At 62.0% G+C, this 21,088-nt stretch carries 18 protein-coding genes and 1 pseudogene; 14 read left to right on the top strand and 5 right to left on the bottom strand.

What is annotated here, in order from left to right:
- Nucleotides 1-4: 4 nt before the first annotated feature.
- Nucleotides 5-2,275 (bottom strand): ATP-dependent Clp protease ATP-binding subunit ClpA, encoded by a 2,271-nt coding sequence (gene clpA / locus ACI7M0_RS09490; protein WP_064491929.1) that lies wholly within the window; start codon nt 2,273-2,275, stop codon nt 5-7.
- Between the two features lie 30 nt (nt 2,276-2,305).
- Nucleotides 2,306-2,668, bottom strand: a complete 363-nt coding sequence (gene clpS, locus ACI7M0_RS09485; protein WP_003251220.1) for an ATP-dependent Clp protease adapter ClpS — start codon at nt 2,666-2,668, stop codon at nt 2,306-2,308.
- A gap of 230 nt (nt 2,669-2,898) precedes the next feature.
- Here clpS and cspD point away from each other — a divergent pair, with 230 nt between their 5' ends.
- Nucleotides 2,899-3,165, top strand: a complete 267-nt coding sequence (gene cspD / locus ACI7M0_RS09480; RefSeq protein WP_014590372.1) for a cold shock domain-containing protein CspD — start codon at nt 2,899-2,901, stop codon at nt 3,163-3,165.
- 71 nt (nt 3,166-3,236) lie between these two features.
- Here cspD and icd read toward each other — a convergent pair whose 3' ends face one another.
- Nucleotides 3,237-4,493, bottom strand: a complete 1,257-nt coding sequence (icd, locus tag ACI7M0_RS09475) for an NADP-dependent isocitrate dehydrogenase (RefSeq protein ID WP_014755963.1) — start codon at nt 4,491-4,493, stop codon at nt 3,237-3,239.
- Between the two features lie 414 nt (nt 4,494-4,907).
- Here icd and ACI7M0_RS09470 point away from each other — a divergent pair, with 414 nt between their 5' ends.
- The 13 genes and pseudogenes from ACI7M0_RS09470 to ACI7M0_RS09410 all read left to right on the top strand — a co-directional run.
- Nucleotides 4,908-7,133: an NADP-dependent isocitrate dehydrogenase gene (locus ACI7M0_RS09470; RefSeq protein WP_129931985.1), complete on the top strand. Its 2,226-nt coding sequence runs from the start codon at nt 4,908-4,910 to the stop codon at nt 7,131-7,133.
- Between the two features lie 205 nt (nt 7,134-7,338).
- Nucleotides 7,339-7,779, top strand: coding sequence for an NUDIX hydrolase (locus ACI7M0_RS09465; protein ID WP_129931986.1), 441 nt, complete (start codon nt 7,339-7,341; stop codon nt 7,777-7,779).
- A gap of 59 nt (nt 7,780-7,838) precedes the next feature.
- Nucleotides 7,839-8,963, top strand: a complete 1,125-nt coding sequence (gene mnmA, locus ACI7M0_RS09460; protein WP_010954817.1) for a tRNA 2-thiouridine(34) synthase MnmA — start codon at nt 7,839-7,841, stop codon at nt 8,961-8,963.
- On the top strand, nt 8,960-9,586 hold the full coding sequence (hflD, locus tag ACI7M0_RS09455; RefSeq protein ID WP_010954818.1) for a high frequency lysogenization protein HflD: 627 nt from the start codon (nt 8,960-8,962) through the stop codon (nt 9,584-9,586). The genes mnmA and hflD overlap by 4 nt, the downstream gene beginning before the upstream one ends.
- Before the next feature lie 137 nt (nt 9,587-9,723).
- Nucleotides 9,724-11,094 carry an adenylosuccinate lyase gene (gene purB, locus ACI7M0_RS09450; protein WP_010954819.1) on the top strand — a complete coding sequence of 457 codons (1,371 nt, stop codon included), beginning with the start codon at nt 9,724-9,726 and terminating at the stop codon, nt 11,092-11,094.
- An 81-nt stretch (nt 11,095-11,175) separates the two neighbouring features.
- Nucleotides 11,176-12,342 (top strand): cupin domain-containing protein, encoded by a 1,167-nt coding sequence (locus tag ACI7M0_RS09445; protein WP_014590368.1) that lies wholly within the window; start codon nt 11,176-11,178, stop codon nt 12,340-12,342.
- A complete protein-coding gene (locus tag ACI7M0_RS09440; protein ID WP_003251237.1) occupies nt 12,335-12,763 on the top strand; it encodes a GNAT family N-acetyltransferase in 429 nt (142 codons plus the stop codon). Before ACI7M0_RS09445 ends, ACI7M0_RS09440 begins: the two co-directional genes overlap by 8 nt.
- A gap of 210 nt (nt 12,764-12,973) precedes the next feature.
- The gene (locus tag ACI7M0_RS09435) at nt 12,974-14,935 is read left to right on the top strand and encodes a DNA topoisomerase III (protein WP_129932008.1); all 1,962 of its coding nucleotides are present in this window, start codon (nt 12,974-12,976) and stop codon (nt 14,933-14,935) included.
- A 146-nt stretch (nt 14,936-15,081) separates the two neighbouring features.
- The gene (locus tag ACI7M0_RS09430) at nt 15,082-16,371 is read left to right on the top strand and encodes an FAD-binding oxidoreductase (protein WP_104961308.1); all 1,290 of its coding nucleotides are present in this window, start codon (nt 15,082-15,084) and stop codon (nt 16,369-16,371) included.
- A 144-nt stretch (nt 16,372-16,515) separates the two neighbouring features.
- Nucleotides 16,516-17,346, top strand: a complete 831-nt coding sequence (locus ACI7M0_RS09425; protein WP_104961307.1) for an alpha/beta fold hydrolase — start codon at nt 16,516-16,518, stop codon at nt 17,344-17,346.
- A 183-nt stretch (nt 17,347-17,529) separates the two neighbouring features.
- A complete protein-coding gene (locus ACI7M0_RS09420) occupies nt 17,530-18,309 on the top strand; it encodes a TSUP family transporter (RefSeq protein WP_060489072.1) in 780 nt (259 codons plus the stop codon).
- A 110-nt stretch (nt 18,310-18,419) separates the two neighbouring features.
- Entirely contained in the window at nt 18,420-19,196 is a 777-nt protein-coding gene (locus ACI7M0_RS09415) for an RHS repeat-associated core domain-containing protein (protein ID WP_129931987.1), read from the top strand.
- A gap of 3 nt (nt 19,197-19,199) precedes the next feature.
- Nucleotides 19,200-19,331: pseudogene (locus tag ACI7M0_RS09410) on the top strand (hypothetical protein); the annotation flags it as partial.
- A 27-nt stretch (nt 19,332-19,358) separates the two neighbouring features.
- Here ACI7M0_RS09410 and nudC read toward each other — a convergent pair.
- Together nudC and ACI7M0_RS09400 are read right to left on the bottom strand one after the other, a co-directional pair.
- A complete protein-coding gene (gene nudC / locus ACI7M0_RS09405) occupies nt 19,359-20,189 on the bottom strand; it encodes an NAD(+) diphosphatase (RefSeq protein ID WP_129931988.1) in 831 nt (276 codons plus the stop codon).
- Nucleotides 20,190-20,225: 36 nt separating this feature from the next.
- On the bottom strand, nt 20,226-21,038 hold the full coding sequence (locus ACI7M0_RS09400) for a crotonase/enoyl-CoA hydratase family protein (RefSeq protein WP_020193699.1): 813 nt from the start codon (nt 21,036-21,038) through the stop codon (nt 20,226-20,228).
- Between the last annotated feature and the right edge of the window lie 50 nt (nt 21,039-21,088).

Genomic DNA, 21,088 nt, shown 5'->3' with positions numbered 1-21,088 from the left:
CACATCACGCGACCTCAGCCGTGGTTTCGAAGTCGAACACCAGTTCGCCATCGCGCAGGTCGACATGCACCACGCCACCATGCTCGGCCAGCTCGCCAAACAGGATCTCCTCGGCCAGCGGCCGCTTGATCTTGTCCTGGATCAGCCGCGCCATTGGCCGCGCGCCCATCTGCACGTCATAGCCCGAAACCGCCAGCCAACCGCGTGCTTCATCGCTGACTTCCAGCAGCACACGCTTGTCTTCCAGCTGCGCCTGCAATTCGATAAGGAACTTGTCGACGATGCTTTTGATCGTCTCCGTGCTCAGGCGGCCAAACTGGATGATGGTATCCAGACGGTTGCGGAACTCTGGCGTGAAGCTCTTGCGGATCACTTCCATGGCATCGGACGCGTGGTCCTGATGAGTAAAGCCGATCGACGCCCGCGCCGCAGTTTCTGCACCGGCGTTGGTGGTCATGATCAGGATCACGTTACGGAAGTCGGCCTTGCGCCCGTTGTTGTCGGTCAGGGTACCGTGGTCCATCACCTGCAGCAGCAGATTGAAGACTTCCGGGTGGGCCTTCTCGATTTCGTCGAGCAACAATACGCAGTGCGGCTGTTTGGTGATCGCCTCGGTCAACAGGCCACCCTGGTCGAAACCGACATAACCCGGCGGCGCACCAATCAAACGCGAGACGGTGTGGCGCTCCATGTACTCAGACATGTCGAAACGCACCAACTCCACACCCAGCGCCTTGGCCAATTGCCGCGCCGCTTCGGTCTTGCCGACGCCGGTAGGGCCGGCGAACAGGAACGAACCAACCGGCTTGTCTGGCGACTTGAGGCCGGCACGGGACAACTTGATCGCGGTGGCCAGCGAGTCGATTGCCTGGTCCTGGCCAAACACGGTCAGTTTCAGGTCGCGCTCAAGGTTGCGCAGCAGCTCCTTGTCGGAACTGGTGACGTGCTTCGGCGGAATTCGCGCAATCTTGGCGACGATATCCTCCACTTGCGGCACATCGATGCGCTTGACGCGACTGGCCTCTGGCTGCAGGCGCTGGTAGGCGCCAGCCTCGTCGATCACATCGATGGCCTTGTCAGGCATGTGCCGGTCATTGATATAGCGCGAAGCCAGTTCGGCAGCGGCGCGCAGGGCTTCGTCGCTGTACTCGATGTTGTGGTGGCTTTCGAAACGCCCTTTCAGGCCGCGCAGAATGCCCACGGTGTCTTCGACCGATGGCTCGCTGACATCCACCTTCTGGAAGCGACGCGCCAGGGCACGATCCTTCTCGAAGATGCCGCGAAACTCTTGGAACGTGGTCGAACCGATGCAGCGGATTTCACCCGACGACAGCAGCGGCTTGAGCAGGTTGGAGGCATCCATCACCCCGCCCGACGCCGCACCGGCGCCGATGATGGTGTGAATTTCGTCGATGAACAGGATGGCCTGCGGACGCTTGCGCAGCTCACCGAGCAGCGCCTTGAAGCGCTTCTCGAAGTCACCACGGTATTTGGTACCGGCCAGCAAGGCGCCCAGATCAAGGGAGTACACCACGCTCTGTGCCAGCAGGTCAGGCACCTGACCATCGACGATGCGCTTGGCCAGGCCTTCGGCGATGGCCGTCTTGCCCACGCCTGCCTCACCCACCAACAGCGGGTTGTTCTTGCGCCGACGAGCCAGGATTTGCGCCACACGCTCCACTTCCTGCTCGCGACCTACCAGCGGATCGATACGGCCGGCACGGGCCAGCTCGTTCAGGTTGCTGGCGTAGGCGTCCAGCGGGTTGCTCGAAGAGGAGGTTTCACCGCCCTCTTCGTCCTGCATGTCCTGGTCGCTTTCAGATTGCGCACCATGCCCTGGCACCTTGGAGATGCCATGGGCGATGTAGTTGACCACGTCGATACGGGCCACGCTCTGCTGCTTGAGCAGGAACACGGCCTGGCTTTCCTGTTCGCTGAAGATCGCCACCAGCACGTTGGCGCCGGTCACTTCGCGCTTGCCAGAGCTTTGCACGTGGAACACGGCACGCTGCAGCACGCGCTGGAAGCCCAGGGTCGGCTGGGTTTCACGGTCTTCGTCGTTGACAGGGATCAACGGCGTGGTGGAGTCGATGAACTCTTGCAGGTCATGCTTGAGCTTGTCGAGATTGGCGCCACAGGCGCGCAGAACGGTCGCGGCAGCCTCATTGTCAAGGAGTGCCAGCAGCAGATGCTCGACGGTCATGAACTCATGACGCTTCGAACGAGCCTCCTTGAAGGCAAGATTGAGGGTGACTTCGAGCTCGCGGTTTAACATAGCTTCACCTCATACCCAAGTGGTCGGCGATTAACCGTCCTTCTCGATTTCACAGAGTAGCGGATGCTGGCTTTCCCTGGCGTATTGGTTGACCTGCATAGCCTTTGTTTCGGCGATGTCACGGGTAAACAATCCGCACACTGCCCGCCCCTCGGTATGGACGGTCAGCATGATCTTGGTCGCCAGCTCGCGGTTCAGACTGAAGAACGTCTCGAGCACTTCGACGACGAAATCCATTGGCGTGTAGTCATCGTTGAACAAAACCACCTTGTACATCGGTGGCGCCTGCAGGATCGGCTTGGCTTCCTGAACTGCAAGACCTGAGCCGTCGTCCTCATTCGATTGCGGGCGATCCTGATTGAATGTTAGTCGAATCTCACTAGGTGCATGCATGGAAAGAATTTCATCATGAGCGTCAGGTTAAGGTTTCGGGTTGACTGCACAGGCCACCGCCAGCGCAGGCGCCGCGTGACCTTGACTATCGGCAAAACGGTGTTACAACCAATAAGAACCCACCGTGGTCGATAAAGATCCGCGCAGTCAACCAGATTTTTCGCAAGGTTCGTATGCGGATGAAGTGGATGATACTCCAGTGATGGAGTCCTTTGCAGAGGGACATAGGGATGGCAAGCGGTAAAGTCAAGTGGTTCAACAATGCCAAGGGCTATGGATTCATCAATGAGGAAGGTAAATCCGATGACCTGTTCGCCCATTATTCCGCCATCCGAATGGACGGATACAAGACCCTGAAGGCTGGCCAGGCCGTGATATTCGACATCGTCCAGGGCCCCAAAGGCTTGCACGCCGTCGAAATCAAAGATGCCGCGGCCGCTGCAGCAGAGGCTGCCAGAACCCTGGGCGAGCCGCAAAGCGAAACTGCAAAAGCCTGACTGCCTGCGCTGTGCCGATAGACGAAAAAACCGGCCGCCTCTTTACAGGAGGCGACCGGTTTTCTGTTGCCTTACATGTGTTTGATCATTTCATCGCCAAAGCCTGAGCTGCTTACCAGCTTGGCCCCCTCCATCAACCGCTCGAAATCGTAGGTCACGGTCTTGGCCGCAATGGCGCCATTGGTGCCCTTGATGATCAGGTCGGCGGCCTCGGTCCACCCCATGTGGCGCAGCATCATCTCTGCCGAGAGGATCACCGAGCCCGGGTTGACCTTGTCCTGCCCGGCATACTTGGGCGCAGTGCCGTGAGTGGCCTCGAACATGGCCACGGTATCGGACAGGTTGGCGCCCGGGGCAATGCCGATACCACCCACTTCCGCCGCCAGGGCATCGGACAGGTAGTCACCGTTGAGGTTGAGGGTGGCGATCACGTCGTACTCGGCCGGGCGTAGCAGGATCTGCTGCAGCATGGCGTCGGCGATGGCGTCCTTGACGATGACCTCGCGACCGGTCTTGGGGTTCTTGAATTTCATCCACGGGCCACCATCGAGCAGTTCAGCACCGAACTCGTCACGCGCCACCTCGTACCCCCAGTCCTTGAAGGCACCCTCGGTGAACTTCATGATGTTGCCCTTGTGCACCAGGGTCAGTGATTCGCGGTCGTTATCCACCACATACTGCAGGGCCTTGCGCACCAGACGCTTGGTACCCTCCTTCGACACCGGCTTGACGCCGATACCACAGTCCTGGTCGAAGCGGATCTTGGTGACCCCCATTTCCTCCTTGAGAAACTTGATCACCTTGTTCGCCTCAGGCGACCCGGCCTTCCACTCGATGCCGGCATAGATGTCTTCGGAGTTCTCGCGGAAGATCACCATGTCGACGTCGCCCGGCTTTTTCACCGGGCTCGGTACACCCTGGAACCACAGCACCGGCCGCAGGCATACATACAGGTCCAGTTGCTGGCGCAGGGCCACGTTGAGCGAGCGGATGCCGCCACCGACCGGGGTGGTCAGCGGGCCCTTGATCGATACCACGTAATCACGCACGGCATCGAGGGTTTCCTGCGGCAGCCAGGTATCCTGGTCATACACCTGGGTGGCTTTCTCGCCAGCGTACACCTCCATCCAGGCAATCTTGCGCTTGCCGCCGTAGGCCTTCTCCACGGCGGCATCGACCACCTTGATCATGACCGGCGAAACATCGACGCCGATCCCGTCGCCTTCGATGTAAGGAATGATCGGATGATCAGGCACGTTGAGCGAATGATCTGCATTGACGGTGATCTTGCTGCCGTCGGTCGGAACCTTGATTTTCTGGTATCCCATGCTTGCACTACTCCGCTATCGGGTGTGGTTTGGACATCGTGCGATCCACTGAGCCTAAACCACATCTGCCGACCTGCAAGGCATGCGACAACCCGCCGCATTGCCGCTTAGTCTTTGGTCTTATAAATGGGCCGATATCACTTGGCCTTGCTGATTAGCCCAAATGGTTTGGTATACTCCGCCGCGACCGAAGGGTCATCGGGGCGAATCCCAGGAAAATGCGGACCGCCCTAGGCCATGAATGGCCATAAAGCCTGGGTTGTTACCGCAGCTCAGCACTTGACGCTCGACTGATGCATCCACCATCACCGCTCGCAGCCTCTCGACTTTCCGCTCATGGTGCTACCAGGGCGATGCGCCTACCCTGCGCACCACGAGACTCGAGCACGCTCAGCACACAGAGAGTTAACCCGCATGCCCACCCGTTCCAAGATCATCTATACCTTCACCGACGAAGCCCCCGCCCTCGCCACTTACTCGCTGCTGCCGATCATCGAAGCGTTCACCGCTTCGGCTGACATCGCTGTCGAAACTCGCGACATTTCCCTGGCTGGCCGTATCCTTGCCGCCTTCCCGGAGCAACTGGGCGCAGAGAAGCAAGTAGGCGATCACCTGGCGGAACTGGGCCAGCTGGCTACCACCCCTGACGCCAACATCATCAAGCTGCCGAACATCAGCGCCTCGGTACCGCAGCTCAAAGCCGCGATCAAGGAACTGCAAGGCAAGGGCTTCAACATCCCTGACTACGCCGACGAACCGGCCACCGCGGAAGAAAAAGAATCCCGCGCCCGCTACGACCGCATCAAGGGCTCCGCCGTGAACCCGGTGCTGCGCGAAGGCAACTCCGACCGCCGCGCGCCGCTGTCGGTCAAGAACTACGCCCGCAAGCACCCACACAAGATGGGCGCCTGGGCCGCTGACTCCAAGTCGCACGTTGCCCACATGACCCAGGGCGACTTCTACGGCAGCGAAAAAGCCGCACTGATCGAAGCTGACGACAGCCTGCGCATCGAGCTGGTCGGCAAAGACGGCAGCACCACCGTGCTGAAAGAAAAGACCGCCGTCAAAGCCGCCGAAGTCATCGACTGCGCCACCATGAGCCGCAAGGCCCTGAAAGCCTTCATCGCCGAACAGATCGCCGATGCCAAGGCCGCCGGCGTGCTGCTGTCGGTGCACCTGAAAGCCACCATGATGAAGGTCTCCGACCCGATCATGTTCGGCGTCATCGTCGAAGAATTCTACAACGACGTGCTGACCAAGCACGCCGCTGCCCTGGCCGAAGTAGGCTTCAACGCCAACAACGGTATCGGCGACCTGTACGCCCGCATCAAGGACCTGCCAGCCGACAAGCAGGCCGAGATCGAAGCCGACATCCAGGCCCTGTACGCAGAGCGCCCAGCCCTGGCCATGGTCAACTCCGACAAAGGCATCACCAACCTGCACGTGCCGAGCGACGTGATCGTCGACGCCTCGATGCCGGCCATGATCCGTGACTCGGGCAAGATGTGGAACGCCGCAGGCGAACTGCAAGACGCCAAGGCCGTGATCCCGGACCGCTGCTACGCCGGCATCTACCAGGCCACCATCGAAGACTGCAAGGTCAACGGTGCCTTCGACCCGACCACCATGGGCAGCGTGCCGAACGTTGGCCTGATGGCGCAGAAAGCCGAAGAGTATGGCTCCCACGACAAGACCTTCCAGATCAAGGCTGACGGCGTGGTTCGCGTAGTCGATGGCAAGGGCAACGTCGTGCTGGAGCAGAACGTCGAAGCCGGTGACATCTTCCGCATGTGCCAGACCAAGGACGCGCCGATCCAGGACTGGGTCAAGCTGGCCGTCAACCGTGCCCGCCTGAGCAACACCCCGGCGGTGTTCTGGCTGGACCCGGCTCGCGCCCACGACGGCGTCATGATCGAGAAGGTGCAGAAGTACCTGAAAGATCACGACACCACCGGCCTGGACATCCGCATCCTGGCACCGGTCGACGCCATCAAGTTCTCCCTGGCCCGCATCCGCGAAGGCAAGGACACCATCTCGGTGACCGGCAACGTGCTGCGCGACTACCTGACCGACCTGTTCCCGATCATGGAACTGGGCACAAGCGCCAAGATGCTGTCGATCGTGCCGCTGATGAACGGCGGTGGCCTGTTCGAAACCGGCGCCGGCGGTTCGGCTCCGAAGCACGTGCAGCAGCTGGTTGAAGAGAACTTCCTGCGTTGGGACTCGCTGGGTGAATTCCTGGCCCTGGCCGCTTCCCTGGAGCACCTGGGCAACACCTACGACAACCCGCGCGCCAAGGTTCTGGCCAACACCCTGGACCAGGCTACCGGCAAGTTCCTCGACACCAACAAGTCGCCGTCGCGCAAAGTCGGCGGTATCGACAACCGCGGTAGCCACTTCTACCTGACCCTGTACTGGGCCGAGGCCTTGGCCGCTCAGACGGACGACGCTGCCCTGCAGGCACGCTTCGCACCACTGGCAAAAATCCTGGCCGAGAACGAAGCGACCATCGTCGCCGAGCTCAACGCCGTTCAGGGCAAGCCAGCCGACATCGGCGGCTACTACGCCCCGGATGCCGAGCTGACCGCCAAGGTGATGCGCCCAAGCCAGACCCTGAACAGCGCCATCGCCGCGCTGTAAGGTTCGCTTGAAGTAACAGCACAAACCCCGGCCACGCACCGGGGTTTGTGCTTTCTGGGAAATGGGGCCGCTCTGCGGCCCTTCGCGGGCAAGCCCGCTCCCACAGGAGAGGTGCAGTTTGTGAGACCTGCGCTGCACCTTGTGGGAGCGGGCTTGCCCGCGAAGGGCTGCAAAGCAGCCCCAGCCATCCAAAAGGACAGCGCAAATGACTTGGCAACCCCACATCACCGTCGCCACCCTCGTCGAACACGAAGGCAGGTTCCTCTTCGTCGAAGAATTCAAAGCCGGCCAGCACGTTTTCAACCAGCCCGCCGGGCACCTCGAGCCAAATGAAACCCTGCCCCAGGCCGCCCTGCGCGAAACCCTGGAAGAAACCGCCTGGGAAGTCGAGCTGACCGGCGTGGTCGGCATCTACCTGTACACCGCCCCCAGCAACGGCGTGACCTACCAGCGCGTCTGCTTCGCCGCCCGCCCCGTGCGCCATCACAACGACCTGGCACTGGACAGCGACATCGTCCGCGCCGTGTGGCTGACCCGCGACGAACTGCTGGCCGACCCCACTCGCTGGCGCAGCGAGCTGGTGCCGCGCTGCCTGGATGACTACCTCAAAGGCCCGCTGCACAGCCTCGACCTGCTACGCGACTGACGCGGCGCCGCGGGTTTGATAGAATCGGCGTTTTTCCCCCTTGATACACACCGGTACCCATGACCAGCCCAGCACTTAAAGACCCCGCCAAGACCCGCGTCATCGTCGGCATGTCCGGCGGCGTGGACTCTTCCGTCTCAGCCCTTCTGCTCATCGAGCAGGGCTACCAGGTGGAAGGGCTGTTCATGAAGAACTGGGAAGAGGACGACGGCACCGAATACTGCACCGCCCGTGAAGACCTGGCCGACGCCCAGGCCGTGTGCGACCGTATCGGCATCAAGCTGCACACCGCCAACTTCGCCGCCGAATACTGGGACAACGTGTTCGAGCACTTCCTTGAGGAATACAAGGCTGGCCGCACCCCTAACCCCGATATCCTCTGCAACCGCGAAATCAAGTTCAAGGCGTTTCTCGACTACGCCCTGTCACTGGGTGCCGACCTGATCGCCACCGGCCACTACGTGCGCCGCCGCGATACTGGTGCGCTCACCGAACTGCTCAAGGGCCTGGACCCGAACAAGGACCAGAGCTATTTCCTGCACGCCGTCGGCGGCCAGGAAATTGCCCGCACCCTGTTCCCGGTCGGCGAACTGGAAAAGCCCGAAGTGCGTGCCATTGCCGAAAAACACGGCCTGGCCACCGCCAAGAAGAAAGACTCCACCGGCATCTGCTTCATTGGCGAGCGCCGCTTCAGCGACTTCCTCAAGCAGTACCTGCCGGCCCAGCCGGGCGACATTGAAACCACCGAAGGTGAAGTGATCGGCCGCCACCATGGCCTGATGTACCACACCATCGGCCAGCGTCAGGGCCTGGGCATTGGCGGCCTGAAGGATGCCAGTGACGAGCCGTGGTACGTGCTGCACAAGGACCTGGCTCGCAACGTGCTGGTGGTCGGCCAGGGCAACGAGCACCCATGGCTGTTCTCCCGCGCCCTGCTGGCCTCGGAAATTTTCTGGGTCAACCCGGTCGACCTCGGCAGCCCGCGCCAGCTGACTGCCAAGGTGCGCTACCGCCAGAGCGACCAGCGATGCACCCTGGAACGCACCGCCAGCGGCTACCGCGCCGTGTTCGACGAGCCTCAGCGCGCCGTTACGCCGGGCCAGTCGGTGGTGTTCTACGACGGCGAAGTGTGCCTGGGCGGTGGCGTGATCGAGGCTGCCGAGCCGTGGAGCCCGCGCGCATGAGCAACCTGCAGGAGCAGCTGATTGCGTTGGGTGGCGTGTTCCAGGCCGCCGTGCTGGTCGACCGCATCGCCCGCACCGGCCAGGCCAGTGAAGCCAATATCGGCTGCATGCTGGGCAGCCTGCTGGTGCGCGACCCCAAGGACACCCTGGAGGTGTTCGGCGGTGACGACCTGAACCTGCGCGACGGCTACCGGGCACTGATCGGCGCCCTCGAGCGCGACCCCAACAGCCTGCAGCGCGAGCCGCTGCGCTACGCACTGTCGATGCTGGGCCTGGAGCGCCAGCTGAACAAGCGTGGCGACCTGCTGGACACCATCGGCAACCGCCTGCCGCAAATCCAGTCGCAGGCAGAGCATTTCGGCCTGGTTCACGAAAACGTCATCGCTTCCAGTGGAGCCTTGTACCAGGACACCCTGAGCACCTTGCGCCAGCGCATCCAGGTGCACGGCGACATGCGCTTCCTGCAGCAGCCCAACAATGCCTCGAAGATCCGTGCCCTGCTGCTGGCCGGCATCCGCGCCGCGCGACTGTGGCGGCAGCTGGGCGGGCACCGTTGGCAGCTGGTGTTCAGCCGGCGCAAGTTGCTGAACGAACTGTACGACATGATGCGCAGCCCCAACTGACGGGCTGGGCAGCCCGCTTCCACAGGGTCTGCCACCAGATCCAAATTGGGCCGACCTTTGGTCAGCCACCCGACCCAGGCGCAATTTTCATGTATGATATGCGCCCTTCCAAAAGCCTGACTGTCCGAGAACACCCCATGCAGCTTTCTTCGCTCACTGCGGTTTCCCCTGTAGACGGCCGTTATGCCGGCAAAACCCAGGCCTTGCGCCCCATTTTCAGCGAATTCGGCCTGATCCGTTTCCGCGCCCTGGTCGAAGTGCGCTGGCTGCAACGCCTGGCCGCCCACCCGCAAATCGGCGAAGTGCCGGCGTTCTCCGCCGAAGCCAACGCCCTGCTGGACAGCCTGGCCACCGATTTCAAGCTGGAGCACGCCGAGCGCGTCAAGGAAATCGAGCGCACCACCAACCACGACGTCAAGGCCATTGAATACCTCCTCAAGGAGCAGGCCGCCAAGCTGCCTGAGCTGGCCAAGGTCAGCGAGTTCATCCACTTCGCCTGCACCAGCGAGGACATCAACAACCTGTCCCACGCCCTGATGCTGCGCGCCGGCCGTGACGAAGTGCTGCTGCCGCTGATGCGCCAGGTCGCCGACGCCATCCGCGCCCTGGCCCACGCCCACGCCGAAGTGCCAATGCTGTCGCGCACCCACGGCCAGCCGGCTTCGCCGACCACCCTGGGTAAAGAGCTGGCCAACGTCGTGTATCGCCTGGAGCGCCAGATCGCCCAGGTTGCCGCCGTGCCGCTGCTGGGCAAGATCAACGGCGCCGTGGGCAACTACAACGCCCACCTGTCGGCCTACTCGCAGATCGACTGGGAAGAGAACGCCCGCGCCTTCATCGAAGACGAGCTGGGCCTGCAGTTCAACCCGTACACCACCCAGATCGAGCCGCACGACTACATCGCCGAGCTGTTCGACGCCATCGCCCGCTTCAACACCATCCTGATCGACTTCGACCGTGATGTGTGGGGCTACATTTCGCTGGGTTACTTCAAGCAGAAGACCGTCGCCGGCGAAATCGGCTCGTCGACCATGCCGCACAAGGTCAACCCGATCGACTTCGAAAACTCCGAAGGCAACCTGGGTATCGCCAACGCGCTGTTCCAGCACCTGGCCAGCAAGCTGCCGATCTCGCGCTGGCAGCGTGACCTGACCGACTCCACCGTGCTGCGCAACCTGGGCGTGGGCTTTGCCCACAGCGTCATCGCCTTCGAGGCCAGCCTGAAAGGCATCGGCAAGCTGGAAGTCAACGAAGCTCGCATCGCCGCCGACCTGGACGCCTGCTGGGAAGTGCTGGCCGAGCCGATCCAGACCGTGATGCGCCGCTTCAACATCGAAAACCCCTACGAGAAGCTCAAAGAGCTGACCCGTGGCAAGGGCATCACCCCAGAAGCGCTGCTGACCTTCATCGACGGCCTGGACATGCCAGCCGAAGCCAAGGCCGAGCTCAAGCAGCTGACCCCCGCTACCTACATCGGTAACGCGGCAGCCCAGGCCAAACGCATCTAAGCTGAGCGTCGCGTACAACGCCCGGCCTGGCCGGGCGTTTTTATTCCCGTACGAAAATTACGTTTTTTCAATAGGTTGAACATGAATCCTGATACTCCACTGCAGCTGCTCGGCGGCATCTCGGCCCGCGAATTCATGCGCGACTACTGGCAGAAGAAGCCGCTGCTGGTACGCCAGGCCTTCCCGGACTTCATCAGCCCGATCGACCCCGACGAGCTCGCCGGCCTGGCCCTGGAAGACGAAGTCGAGTCGCGTATCGTGCTGGAGCATGGCGCTCACCCGTGGGAACTGCGCCGCGGCCCGTTCAACGAAGACACCTTCGCCGAACTGCCGGAAAAAGACTGGACCCTGCTAGTACAGGCCGTTGACCAGTTCGTTCCGGAAGTGGCCGAACTGCTGGAAAACTTCCGCTTCCTGCCCAGCTGGCGTATCGATGACGTGATGATCAGCTTCGCCGCCCCGGGTGGCAGCGTCGGCCCGCACTTCGACAACTACGATGTGTTCCTGCTGCAAGGCCACGGCCAGCGCAACTGGAAGATCGGCCAGATGTGCAGCAGTGACAGCCCGCTGCTGGAGCACGCCGACCTGCGTATCCTGGCCGAGTTCGAGCAGAGCGGCGAGTGGACCCTGGAGCCCGGCGACATGCTCTACCTGCCACCGCGCCTGGCCCACTACGGCGTGGCCGTGGATGACTGCCTGACTTACTCGGTCGGCTTCCGCGCACCGAGCGCTGCCGAAGTGCTGACCCACTTCACCGACTTCCTCGGCCAGTTCCTGCCCGACGAAGAGCGCTACAGCGACGCCGACGCCCAGCCGGTCAGCGACCCGCACCAGATCCAGCACGATGCCCTCGACCGCCTCAAGGCGCTGCTCGACAAGCACATGGGCGACAAGGACCTGCTGCTGACCTGGTTCGGCCAGTTCATGACCGAGCCGCGCTACCCCGAGCAGATCGTTGGCGAAGAGCTGAGCGAGGAAGAGCTGATCAATGCCCTTGAGCAAGGCGCCATCCTGATCCGCAACCCCAGCGCACGCCTGGCTTGGTCCGAGTTCGAAGACGACCTGCTGCTGTTCGCCAGCGGCCGTAGTTGCCCACTGCCTGGCAAACTGCGAGAGCTGCTGAAGCTGGTATGTGCGGCCGACGCCCTGCACATCGATAACCTGGCCGAGTGGCTGCAGGATGAGGATGGCCTGATGCTGGTACAGCAGCTGGTCAAGCAAGGGAGCCTGGGATTCGCCAATGAATAAGATCAGCGTTCGCCTCGCCGATTGGCACAAAGACAACGCCGACATCCGCCGTATCCGTGAAGCCGTGTTCGTCGCCGAGCAGCACATTCCACCAGAGCTGGAGTTCGATTCGGAAGACCAGGACGCCCTGCACTTCCTGGCCCTGGAAGGCGACTATCCAATCGGTACTGCGCGCCTGCTGGCCGACGGCACCATCGGGCGCATCTCGGTGCTCAAGGACTGGCGTGGCCTGAAGGTGGGCGATGCGTTGGTCAATGCGGTCATCGTCGAAGCGCAGAACCGCGACCTGAAACAGCAGATGCTCAGCGCCCAGGTGCACGCCACGCCGTTCTATGAGCGGCTGGGCTTTCGCGTAGTCAGCGAGGAATTCCTCGAAGCTGGCATCCCGCATGTCGACATGGTGCGCGACTCGCGCGCCTGATCCATTACCTGCACTGGCCTCTTCGCGGGTAAACCCGCTCCTACAAGCACCGCGCTTCCCTGTAGGAGCGGGTTTACCCGCGAAGAGGCCGGCTCAGGCGATATACATCCCCGCTGACAAAAAACCTGTACATCCATCCAGATAAAACTTGCCTCTGCGCCCCCGCTTGCGCATCCTATGGCCCACCACCCCGATGAAGCGTCCCCGGCCATGCGCCTGTTTCTCTGCGAAAAACCCTCCCAGGCAAAAGACATCGCCAAAGTGCTCGGCGCCAACCGCAAAGGCGACGGCTGCTGGCAAGGCACCGACATCTGCGTAACCTGGTGCATCGGCCACCTGCTGGAAACCGCCCCGCCCGACAGCTACGACGAACGTTACAAGCGCTGGAACCTGGCCGACCTGCCGATCATTCCAGACAAGTGGAAGATGCTGGTAAAGCCCAAGACCGCCAGCCAGTTCAAGGCGGTCAAGCGCCTGCTCGGTGAAGCGCGGGAGCTGGTGATTGCCACCGACGCCGACCGCGAAGGCGAAATGATTGCCCGCGAGCTGGTCGAGCATTGCCGCTACCGGGGCCCGGTGCAGCGCCTGTGGCTGTCGGCACTGGACGACGCCTCCATCCGCAAGGCCCTGGCACGCCTGCTGCCAGGCCACGAGACGTTCAACCTGTACCACTCGGCGCTGGGCCGCTCGCGCGCCGACTGGCTGATCGGCATGAACATGAGCCGGCTGTTCACCCTGCTAGGCCGCCAATCCGGCTACCAGGGTGTGCTGCCGGTAGGCCGCGTGCAAACGCCGACCTTGCGCCTGGTGGTCGACCGCGACCGCAGCATCGCCGACTTCGTGCCGGTGCCGTTCCGGGCCATCGACGTACAGCTGGAACACGCCGGCCAACGCTTCAATGCCCAATGGCGCGCCCCCGAAGACGCCTGCGATGACCAAGGCCGCTGCCTGAAGCAAAGCCTGGCACAGCAGGCCGCCACCGACATCGGCCATGCCGGCACTGCCCGAGCGGTAAAGGTGGCGACCGAGCGTGTGCGCGAAGCAGCACCGCTGCCCTTCGACCTTGGCACCCTGCAGGAGTTGTGCTCGAAAAAGTTCGGCCTCGGCGCCCAGGAAACCCTCGACATTGCCCAGGCACTGTACGAAACACACAAGCTGATCACCTACCCGCGCAGCGATTGCGGCTATTTGCCACAAAGCCAGCACGCCGAGGCACCCGCCATCCTTGCCGCCCTGCAACGGGCCGATGCCAGCCTTGCGCCGCTGCAGCCCTACCTGGAGCCGCAACGCCGCTCGCGGGCGTGGAACGACGCCAAGGTCAGCGCTCACCATGGCATCATCCCCACCGCCGCCGCCAGCGACCCCTCGCGCCTGCCGGCCAAGCACAAGGCCGTTTACACCCTGATCCGCGCCCGCTATCTGGCGCAGTTCCTGCCCAACCATGAGTACGACCGCACCCAGGCCGACTTCGACTGCGCCGGTCATGCGCTGCGTGCTGTGGGCAAACAGATCGTCGAGCCGGGCTGGCGCCGCGCCTTGCCCGAGGCGCTGACCCCGGCCAAAGGCCGCGAGGCAGCACCAGCCCAGGTGCTGCCGGCGCTGCGCGAAGGCCAGGACTGCAACGTACACGGCCTGCAACTGAAAGACCTGTGGACCCAGCCGCCCAAGCCGTTTACCGAAGGCGACCTGATCAAGGCGATGAAAAGCGTGGCCAAGCTGGTGGATGACCCTCGGCTGAAGCAAAAGCTCAAGGAAACCACCGGCATCGGCACCGAAGCCACCCGCGCCAGCATTATCCAGGGCCTGCTCGACCGCGGTTACCTGGTGAAGAACGGCAAGGCGTTGTCGGCCACACCTGCGGCCTTCAGCCTGATCGACGCGGTTCCCCGCGCGATTGCCGACCCCGGCACCACGGCGATCTGGGAGCAGGCGCTGGACATGGTGCAAAGCGGCGAGATGACCCTGGAAGAGTTCGTTGCCCGACAGTCGGCGTGGATGGGCAAGCTGGTCGAGCGTTGCAGCGGCATGCGCATGACCATCAGCGGGCCAGCGGCCGGGGCGGCCCCGCCCTGGAAAAAGAAACGTCGCGGTGGCGGGAAGAGCAAAGCGACTGGAAGCAAGGCGACCCCAGGCAAGCCACGGCAGGCGCGAAAAAAGCGAGCCCCCCTGTAGGAGCGGGTTCACCCGCGAAGAGGCCAGCCCAGGCAACACATTAACCACAGGCAAACCACAAACCCCGACCAACACATTGGCAACGTGAAATTTAACTGCTAACTTTTCATGAAAATAAACATAATAATTTTCACGGAAAATCCGGCATGTTCAAACAATCCGCCCAGCACGTCGCCAGTTACTACGCACAGACCTACCCCGCCAACATCCCATTACGCCCTACCCTGCAAGGCGCTCAAGACACCGACGTGCTGATCATCGGCGCCGGTTTCAGCGGCCTGCACACTGCCCTGCGCCTGACCCAGGCCGGCAAACGCGTAACGTTGCTGGAGGCCAGCCGGGTTGCCTGGGCGGCCTCCGGACGCAACGGTGGCCAGGCGCTGTTGGGCTGGTCGTGCGACATGCCGCCGCTGGAGCAGGCCCTTGGCATCGAACGCACCCAACGGCTATGGGCCAGCATGTGCTGGGCCGCCGACGAAATGCGCGAACTGCCCCAACGCCACGGCTTCGACATCGACTACCGGCAGGGCAGCCTGTGGACTGCGGTATTGCCGCGCCGGGTGAAAATGCTCGAAGAGGCCCTGCATGATGCCGAGCATAAATGGGGTTACGACGCCCTGCGCCTGATCGGCCGTGACGAGTTGCCGCAATGGATCGACAGCCCGCGCTACCAGGCCGCGCTGTACGACGCCAAAGGTGCCCACCTCAACCCGCTGAAACTGGCACAGGGCCTGGCCAATACCATCGAGGCTGGCGGCGGGCGAATCTACGAACAGAGCCAGGTGCTCAGCTACCAGCAGGCTCGCGACGGCTATGTCGCCCGTACCGACCGTGGCGAAGTTCGCTGCCAGGTATTGGTGCTGGCCTGCAACGCTTACATCGATCGCCTTGACCGCAGTCTGTCGCGCCGCCTGTTGCCAGTCGGTTCCTACCAGGTAGCCACTGCGCCTCTGGATGCCGACTTCGCCCATTCGTTACTACCTCGCAACAGTTGCGTGATCGACAACCAGTTCGTGCCCGACTACTTCCGCCTGACCCCGGACCACCGCCTGCTGTTCGGCGGTGGCTGCACTTACCTGGGCGGCATTCCCAAGGACGTCGCCAGCGCCACCCGCCCGTACCTGGAGCGGGTATTCCCGCAACTGGCCGGGGTGGCCATCGACTATGCCTGGGGCGGCCACATCGATTGCAGCATCAAGCGCACCCCGGACGTCGGCCGCGAGGGCCAGCGCTACTGGCTGCAGGGTTTCTCCGGCCATGGCGTATTGCCGACCCTGGCGGCGGCGCGTGCGGTGAGTGATGCCATTCTCGGCGATGAAGACCTGTTGGCGCTGTACCAAGGCATCGACAACGGCCGCTTCCCCGGTGGCGACCTGCTGGCTGCGCCATTGGAAGCGGCGGCAAAGGCCTGGTACCGCATGCGCGATCGCGTCTGAAGGGCATGACTCTTGCCTGTGCGGGCCTCTTCGCGGGTGAACCCGCGAAGAGGCCCGCACAGGCAACACAACATCCCGATACCCGCCAAAATTCCTCCTATTCTCAATAGCTCCCTTCGCTTCCTGCACTCAGGAGACACGACCATGAGCTATGTAACCACGAAGGACGGCGTACAGATCTTCTACAAGGACTGGGGCCCGCGCGATGCACCTGTGATCCACTTCCACCACGGCTGGCCGCTCAGTGCCGATGACTGGGACGCGCAGATGCTGTTCTTCCTCGCTGAAGGCTACCGCGTGGTCGCCCACGACCGGCGAGGCCATGGCCGCTCCAGCCAGGTATGGGACGGCCACGACATGGACCACTATGCCGACGACGTAGCCGCCGTGGTCGCCCACCTGGGCACCCAGGGTGCCGTGCATGTCGGCCACTCGACCGGCGGCGGCGAGGTGGTGCGCTACATGGCCCGGTACCCTGAAGACAAGGTGGCCAAAGCCGTGCTGATCGCGGCCGTACCACCCTTGATGGTACAAACCCCCGGCAACCCCGGTGGCCTGCCCAAGTCGGTATTCGACGGTTTCCAGGCCCAGGTTGCCAGCAACCGGGCGCAGTTCTACCGGGATGTGCCAACAGGGCCGTTCTACGGCTACAACCGCCCAGGGGTCGAAGCCAGCGAAGGCATCATTGGCAACTGGTGGCGCCAAGGCATGATCGGCAGTGCAAAGGCCCATTACGATGGCATCGTGGCGTTTTCCCAGACCGATTTCACCGACGACCTGAAGGGCATCCAGCAGCCGGTACTGGTGATGCACGGCGACGATGACCAGATCGTGCCCTATGAAAACTCCGGGGTACTTTCGGCCAAGCTGCTTCCCAATGGCACGCTGAAAACCTACAAAGGCTACCCGCATGGCATGCCCACCACCCATGCCGATGTGATCAATGCGGATTTGCTGGCGTTTATTCGTAGTTGATGTTTTCGCCAGTACCGGCCCTTTCGCGGGTAAACCCGCTCCTACGGGATTACGCCATCTTCGTAGGAGCGGGCTTGCCCGCGAAAGGGCCGGCACTGGCAACGCACCTTCCCCAGGATTACCATGCTCCCCTTCTAGTGCAGCACTTTGCCGCCTCCTTGCCTCCCTGCCTGTCAAAAACCCATGCCCTTCGAACTCACCGTAGAACCCCTCACCCTGCTGATCCTGGCGCTGGTCGCCTTCGTCGCCGGATTCATCGACGCCATCGCCGGTGGCGGGGGCCTGCTCACCACTCCGGCCCTGCTCACTGCCGGCATGCCACCGCACCTGGTCCTGGGCACCAACAAGCTCAGTTCCACCTTCGGCTCGGCCACTGCAGGTTTCACTTACTACAAACGCAAACTGTTCCACCCGGCGCAGTGGCGCCCGGCATTGTTCGCCACACTGACCGGGGCGTCGCTCGGCGCCGTCATCGCCCACTACATGCCAGCCGAATGGCTGAACAAGATGTTGCCGGTGATCGTCTTCGCCTGTGGCATCTACCTGTTGTTCGGCGGCACGCCCAAGGCACCGCTGGATGCCGATGCACCGATCAAGAAAAAGTGGCAAGTGCCGCAAGGCTTCACCCTGGGCTTCTACGACGGCGTAGCCGGCCCAGGTACCGGGGCGTTCTGGACGGTCAGTACCCTGCTGCTATACCCCATCGACCTGGTACGCGCCAGCGGCGTGGCGCGCAGCATGAACTTCGTCAGCAACATCGCGGCGCTGACGGTGTTCATCATTTCCGGGCAGGTGGACTACATCGTCGGCCTGTGCATGGGCCTGTCGGTGATGGTCGGCGCCTTTTTCGGCGCGCGCACGGCGATCAGCGGTGGCAGCAAGTTCATCCGCCCGGTGTTCATCACCGTGGTGCTGGCGTTGACCGTGCGCTTAGCGTGGCAACACTGGTTCGGGCAGGCCTGAACCTTTGTACCCGATCATGAGGCCCATCAGCCGTACTATCATTTATGCCAGTTGAGGGGTGCGCAAGGAATTGTAAATATATGACGCCTCTCATCAACGGAAATATCTAAATGCAAAGCAAGGTTATTTCCTTCCAATATACCTGCTATGGAGCCTCAGCTAAGCCAGGGAATATTTACGTACTGGGTTTCACGGGAGCACCTCGCGACATATGGACAGGCTGCTACCTACTGGGAAACGGCAAGCGTACTTATAACCCGAATTTGATGAGGTTCCTCTCGCCCGACAGCCTAAGCCCTTTTAGCAAAGGAGGCATAAACGCCTACGCCTATTGCTCTGCCGACCCAATAAACAGGCTAGATCATTCAGGCCAGAATTGGATCAAGAAACTGTTCAGTCGCCCCGAACCTGCTTATAAGATGACAGAGATAATAGCCGCTCACGACCATCCAGAACTGCAAAAGTACTCGGGGTGGCGTTTCAGCAGCAAGGCAACTGGCTGGGATGTTAAAATGGCGAAAAAGCTACCAAAACGACTGGCAGAAAAGGCTCAGCTTGAGCGCGACATACCAGAAGCAGCACAACTTCGATCGTATAACCTCCTCCCAAAGCTGGTAAAACGATTACAGTATGTCACCGCTAAGATCGAAGCCACTGACAGCAGGCTTGCAGAACTACAGTCTGGATTGACCCCGCACGAATTAGCTGCTGCTCTTTCACAAAATCAAGGTCTTCCACCACCGCCGTATTCCGAAACTAGCCCAGATAGCTTAGGTCTCCCCAACCCTTTTTTTCAGGCAAGGAATACCATACGTAGGGCAGGGAGCTCCCCCCAAGCGACACCAGATTCCCGAGCATATACCAGTAATCAGAATAACGATTCCTGAATACCCATCGACCCGGTTCGCGCCAGCGACGTGGCGCGCAGCATGAACTTCGTCAGCAACATTTCGGCGCTGACGGTGTTCATCATTTCCGGGCAGGTGGACTACATCGCCGGCCTGTGCATGGGCCTGTCGGTGAGGGGCGATGAACACTTCTCACTGCAGCTAGGACGGGAAAGCAGGGATATCACAGCCCAGCCGCCGCGCAACATACAGGTCGATCAGGTATCGGGCAATCGACCGCCCAGCCGGCAGCGGCGGCAGGTCGTGGACGCTGAACCACTTGGCGTCCTCTATCTCGTCCGGTTGCATGACAATCTCGCCACCGGCGTACTCGGCATGGAAACCGAGCATCATCGAATGCGGAAACGGCCAGCACTGGCTGCCGACGTACTGAATGTTCTTCACCTCCACCGCCACTTCTTCGCGCACTTCGCGCACCAGGCAGTCTTCGGCCGATTCACCCGGTTCGGCAAAACCTGCCAAGGTGCTGTAAACCCCGGTGACGAAGCGCGGCGAACGCGCCAGCAGGATTTCATCGCCGCGGGTCACCAGCACGATCATGCTGGGTGAAATTCGCGGATAGCTGCGCAGGTCGCAGGGTTGGCAATACATCGCCCGCTCCCAGCGAATTTGCGTCATCGCCTGGCCGCAACTGCCGCAGAAGCGATGCTCGCGGGCCCAGGTGCCGATCTGTGCGGCATAGCCCAGCACCTTGTAGGTGTCGAAGTCGCCTTCGAGCATGAACGCACGCAGGCCGCGCCAGCTGCAGCCAGGCACATCAGTGGCGCTGCGCAGTTCCAGCAGGAACACCGGCTGGCCGTCAAAGTGGCCGATGCCATGCTCGCACAGCACGTCGAGGTCCTGGCGCTTTAGCCAGTCGCGGGGGAACAGCGCGCCGTTGGCGTCCACCAGAAACCCTTCAGGGCTGCGGGCCAAGGCCAGCCCCCCGGTCATCTGTGGGTCGAGTACTGCAGTAGTCCAGCGTGCTGACATGTCGGGGGTTCCTTTACTGCGCGTCCCCCGGCCCGATCAGTCGGCGAACGTCGGTTTCTGTTTGCTCATGTGCGCCGCCACAGCCACACGCAGGTCTTCGGACTGCAGCATTGCGGCGTTCCAGGTGGCAATGTAGTCCAGGCCATCGTCGATGCGATGGTCACGCATGTAGCTGAGCATTTCCTTGGTGCCGGCCACGGCGATCGGCGATTTTGCGGCAATCTCGCGGGCAATGGCAAAGACGCCGTCCATCAGTGCAGCCTGATCATCATAGACTCGGTTGACCAGGCCGATACGCAGCGCCTCGTCGGCCTCGACATTGCGCCCGGTAAACGCCAGCTCACGCATGATGCCGTCGCCAATGATGCGTGGCAAACGTTGCAATGTGCCGACATCGGCAGCCATGCCCATGTCGATTTCCTTGATCGAGAACTGCGCGTCTCTGCTGCAGTAGCGCATGTCGCACGCCGAGATGAGGTCGATGGCGCCGCCGATGCAGTAGCCCTGCACGGCCGCCAGTACGGGTTTGCGGCACGCGTCTACAGCGGTGAACGAAGCCTGCAGCCGCTGGATGGTCTTGCGCAGGAAGCGTGCATTGCGGCCCACGTCCTTGCCCATCTGCCCAGCCAGCGAGGCCAGCATCATCAGGTCGATACCGGCGGAAAAATGCTTGCCAGCGCCACTGATCACCACCACGCGCACGGCATCGGTGTCATCGATCCACTGGAAGATGTCGACGATTTCCTCCCAGAAGGCCGCATTCATCGCGTTGACCTTCTCTGGGCGATTGATCTGAACATGGGCGACGCTGTCGGTCAGTTCGACCTTGAATGCACTGTACTCGGTCACGGGCGGCACTCCTGAGGATGAAAGGTTCATGACACCGATGGTAACCCAGC

Origin of the sequence: Pseudomonas sp. 10(2024) (assembly GCF_045164175.1) — a bacterium.
Lineage (GTDB): Bacteria > Pseudomonadota > Gammaproteobacteria > Pseudomonadales > Pseudomonadaceae > Aquipseudomonas > Aquipseudomonas alloputida.
The sequence above is the reverse complement of the archived record's forward strand: the minus strand, read 5'-3'. Positions and strand labels throughout refer to the sequence as shown.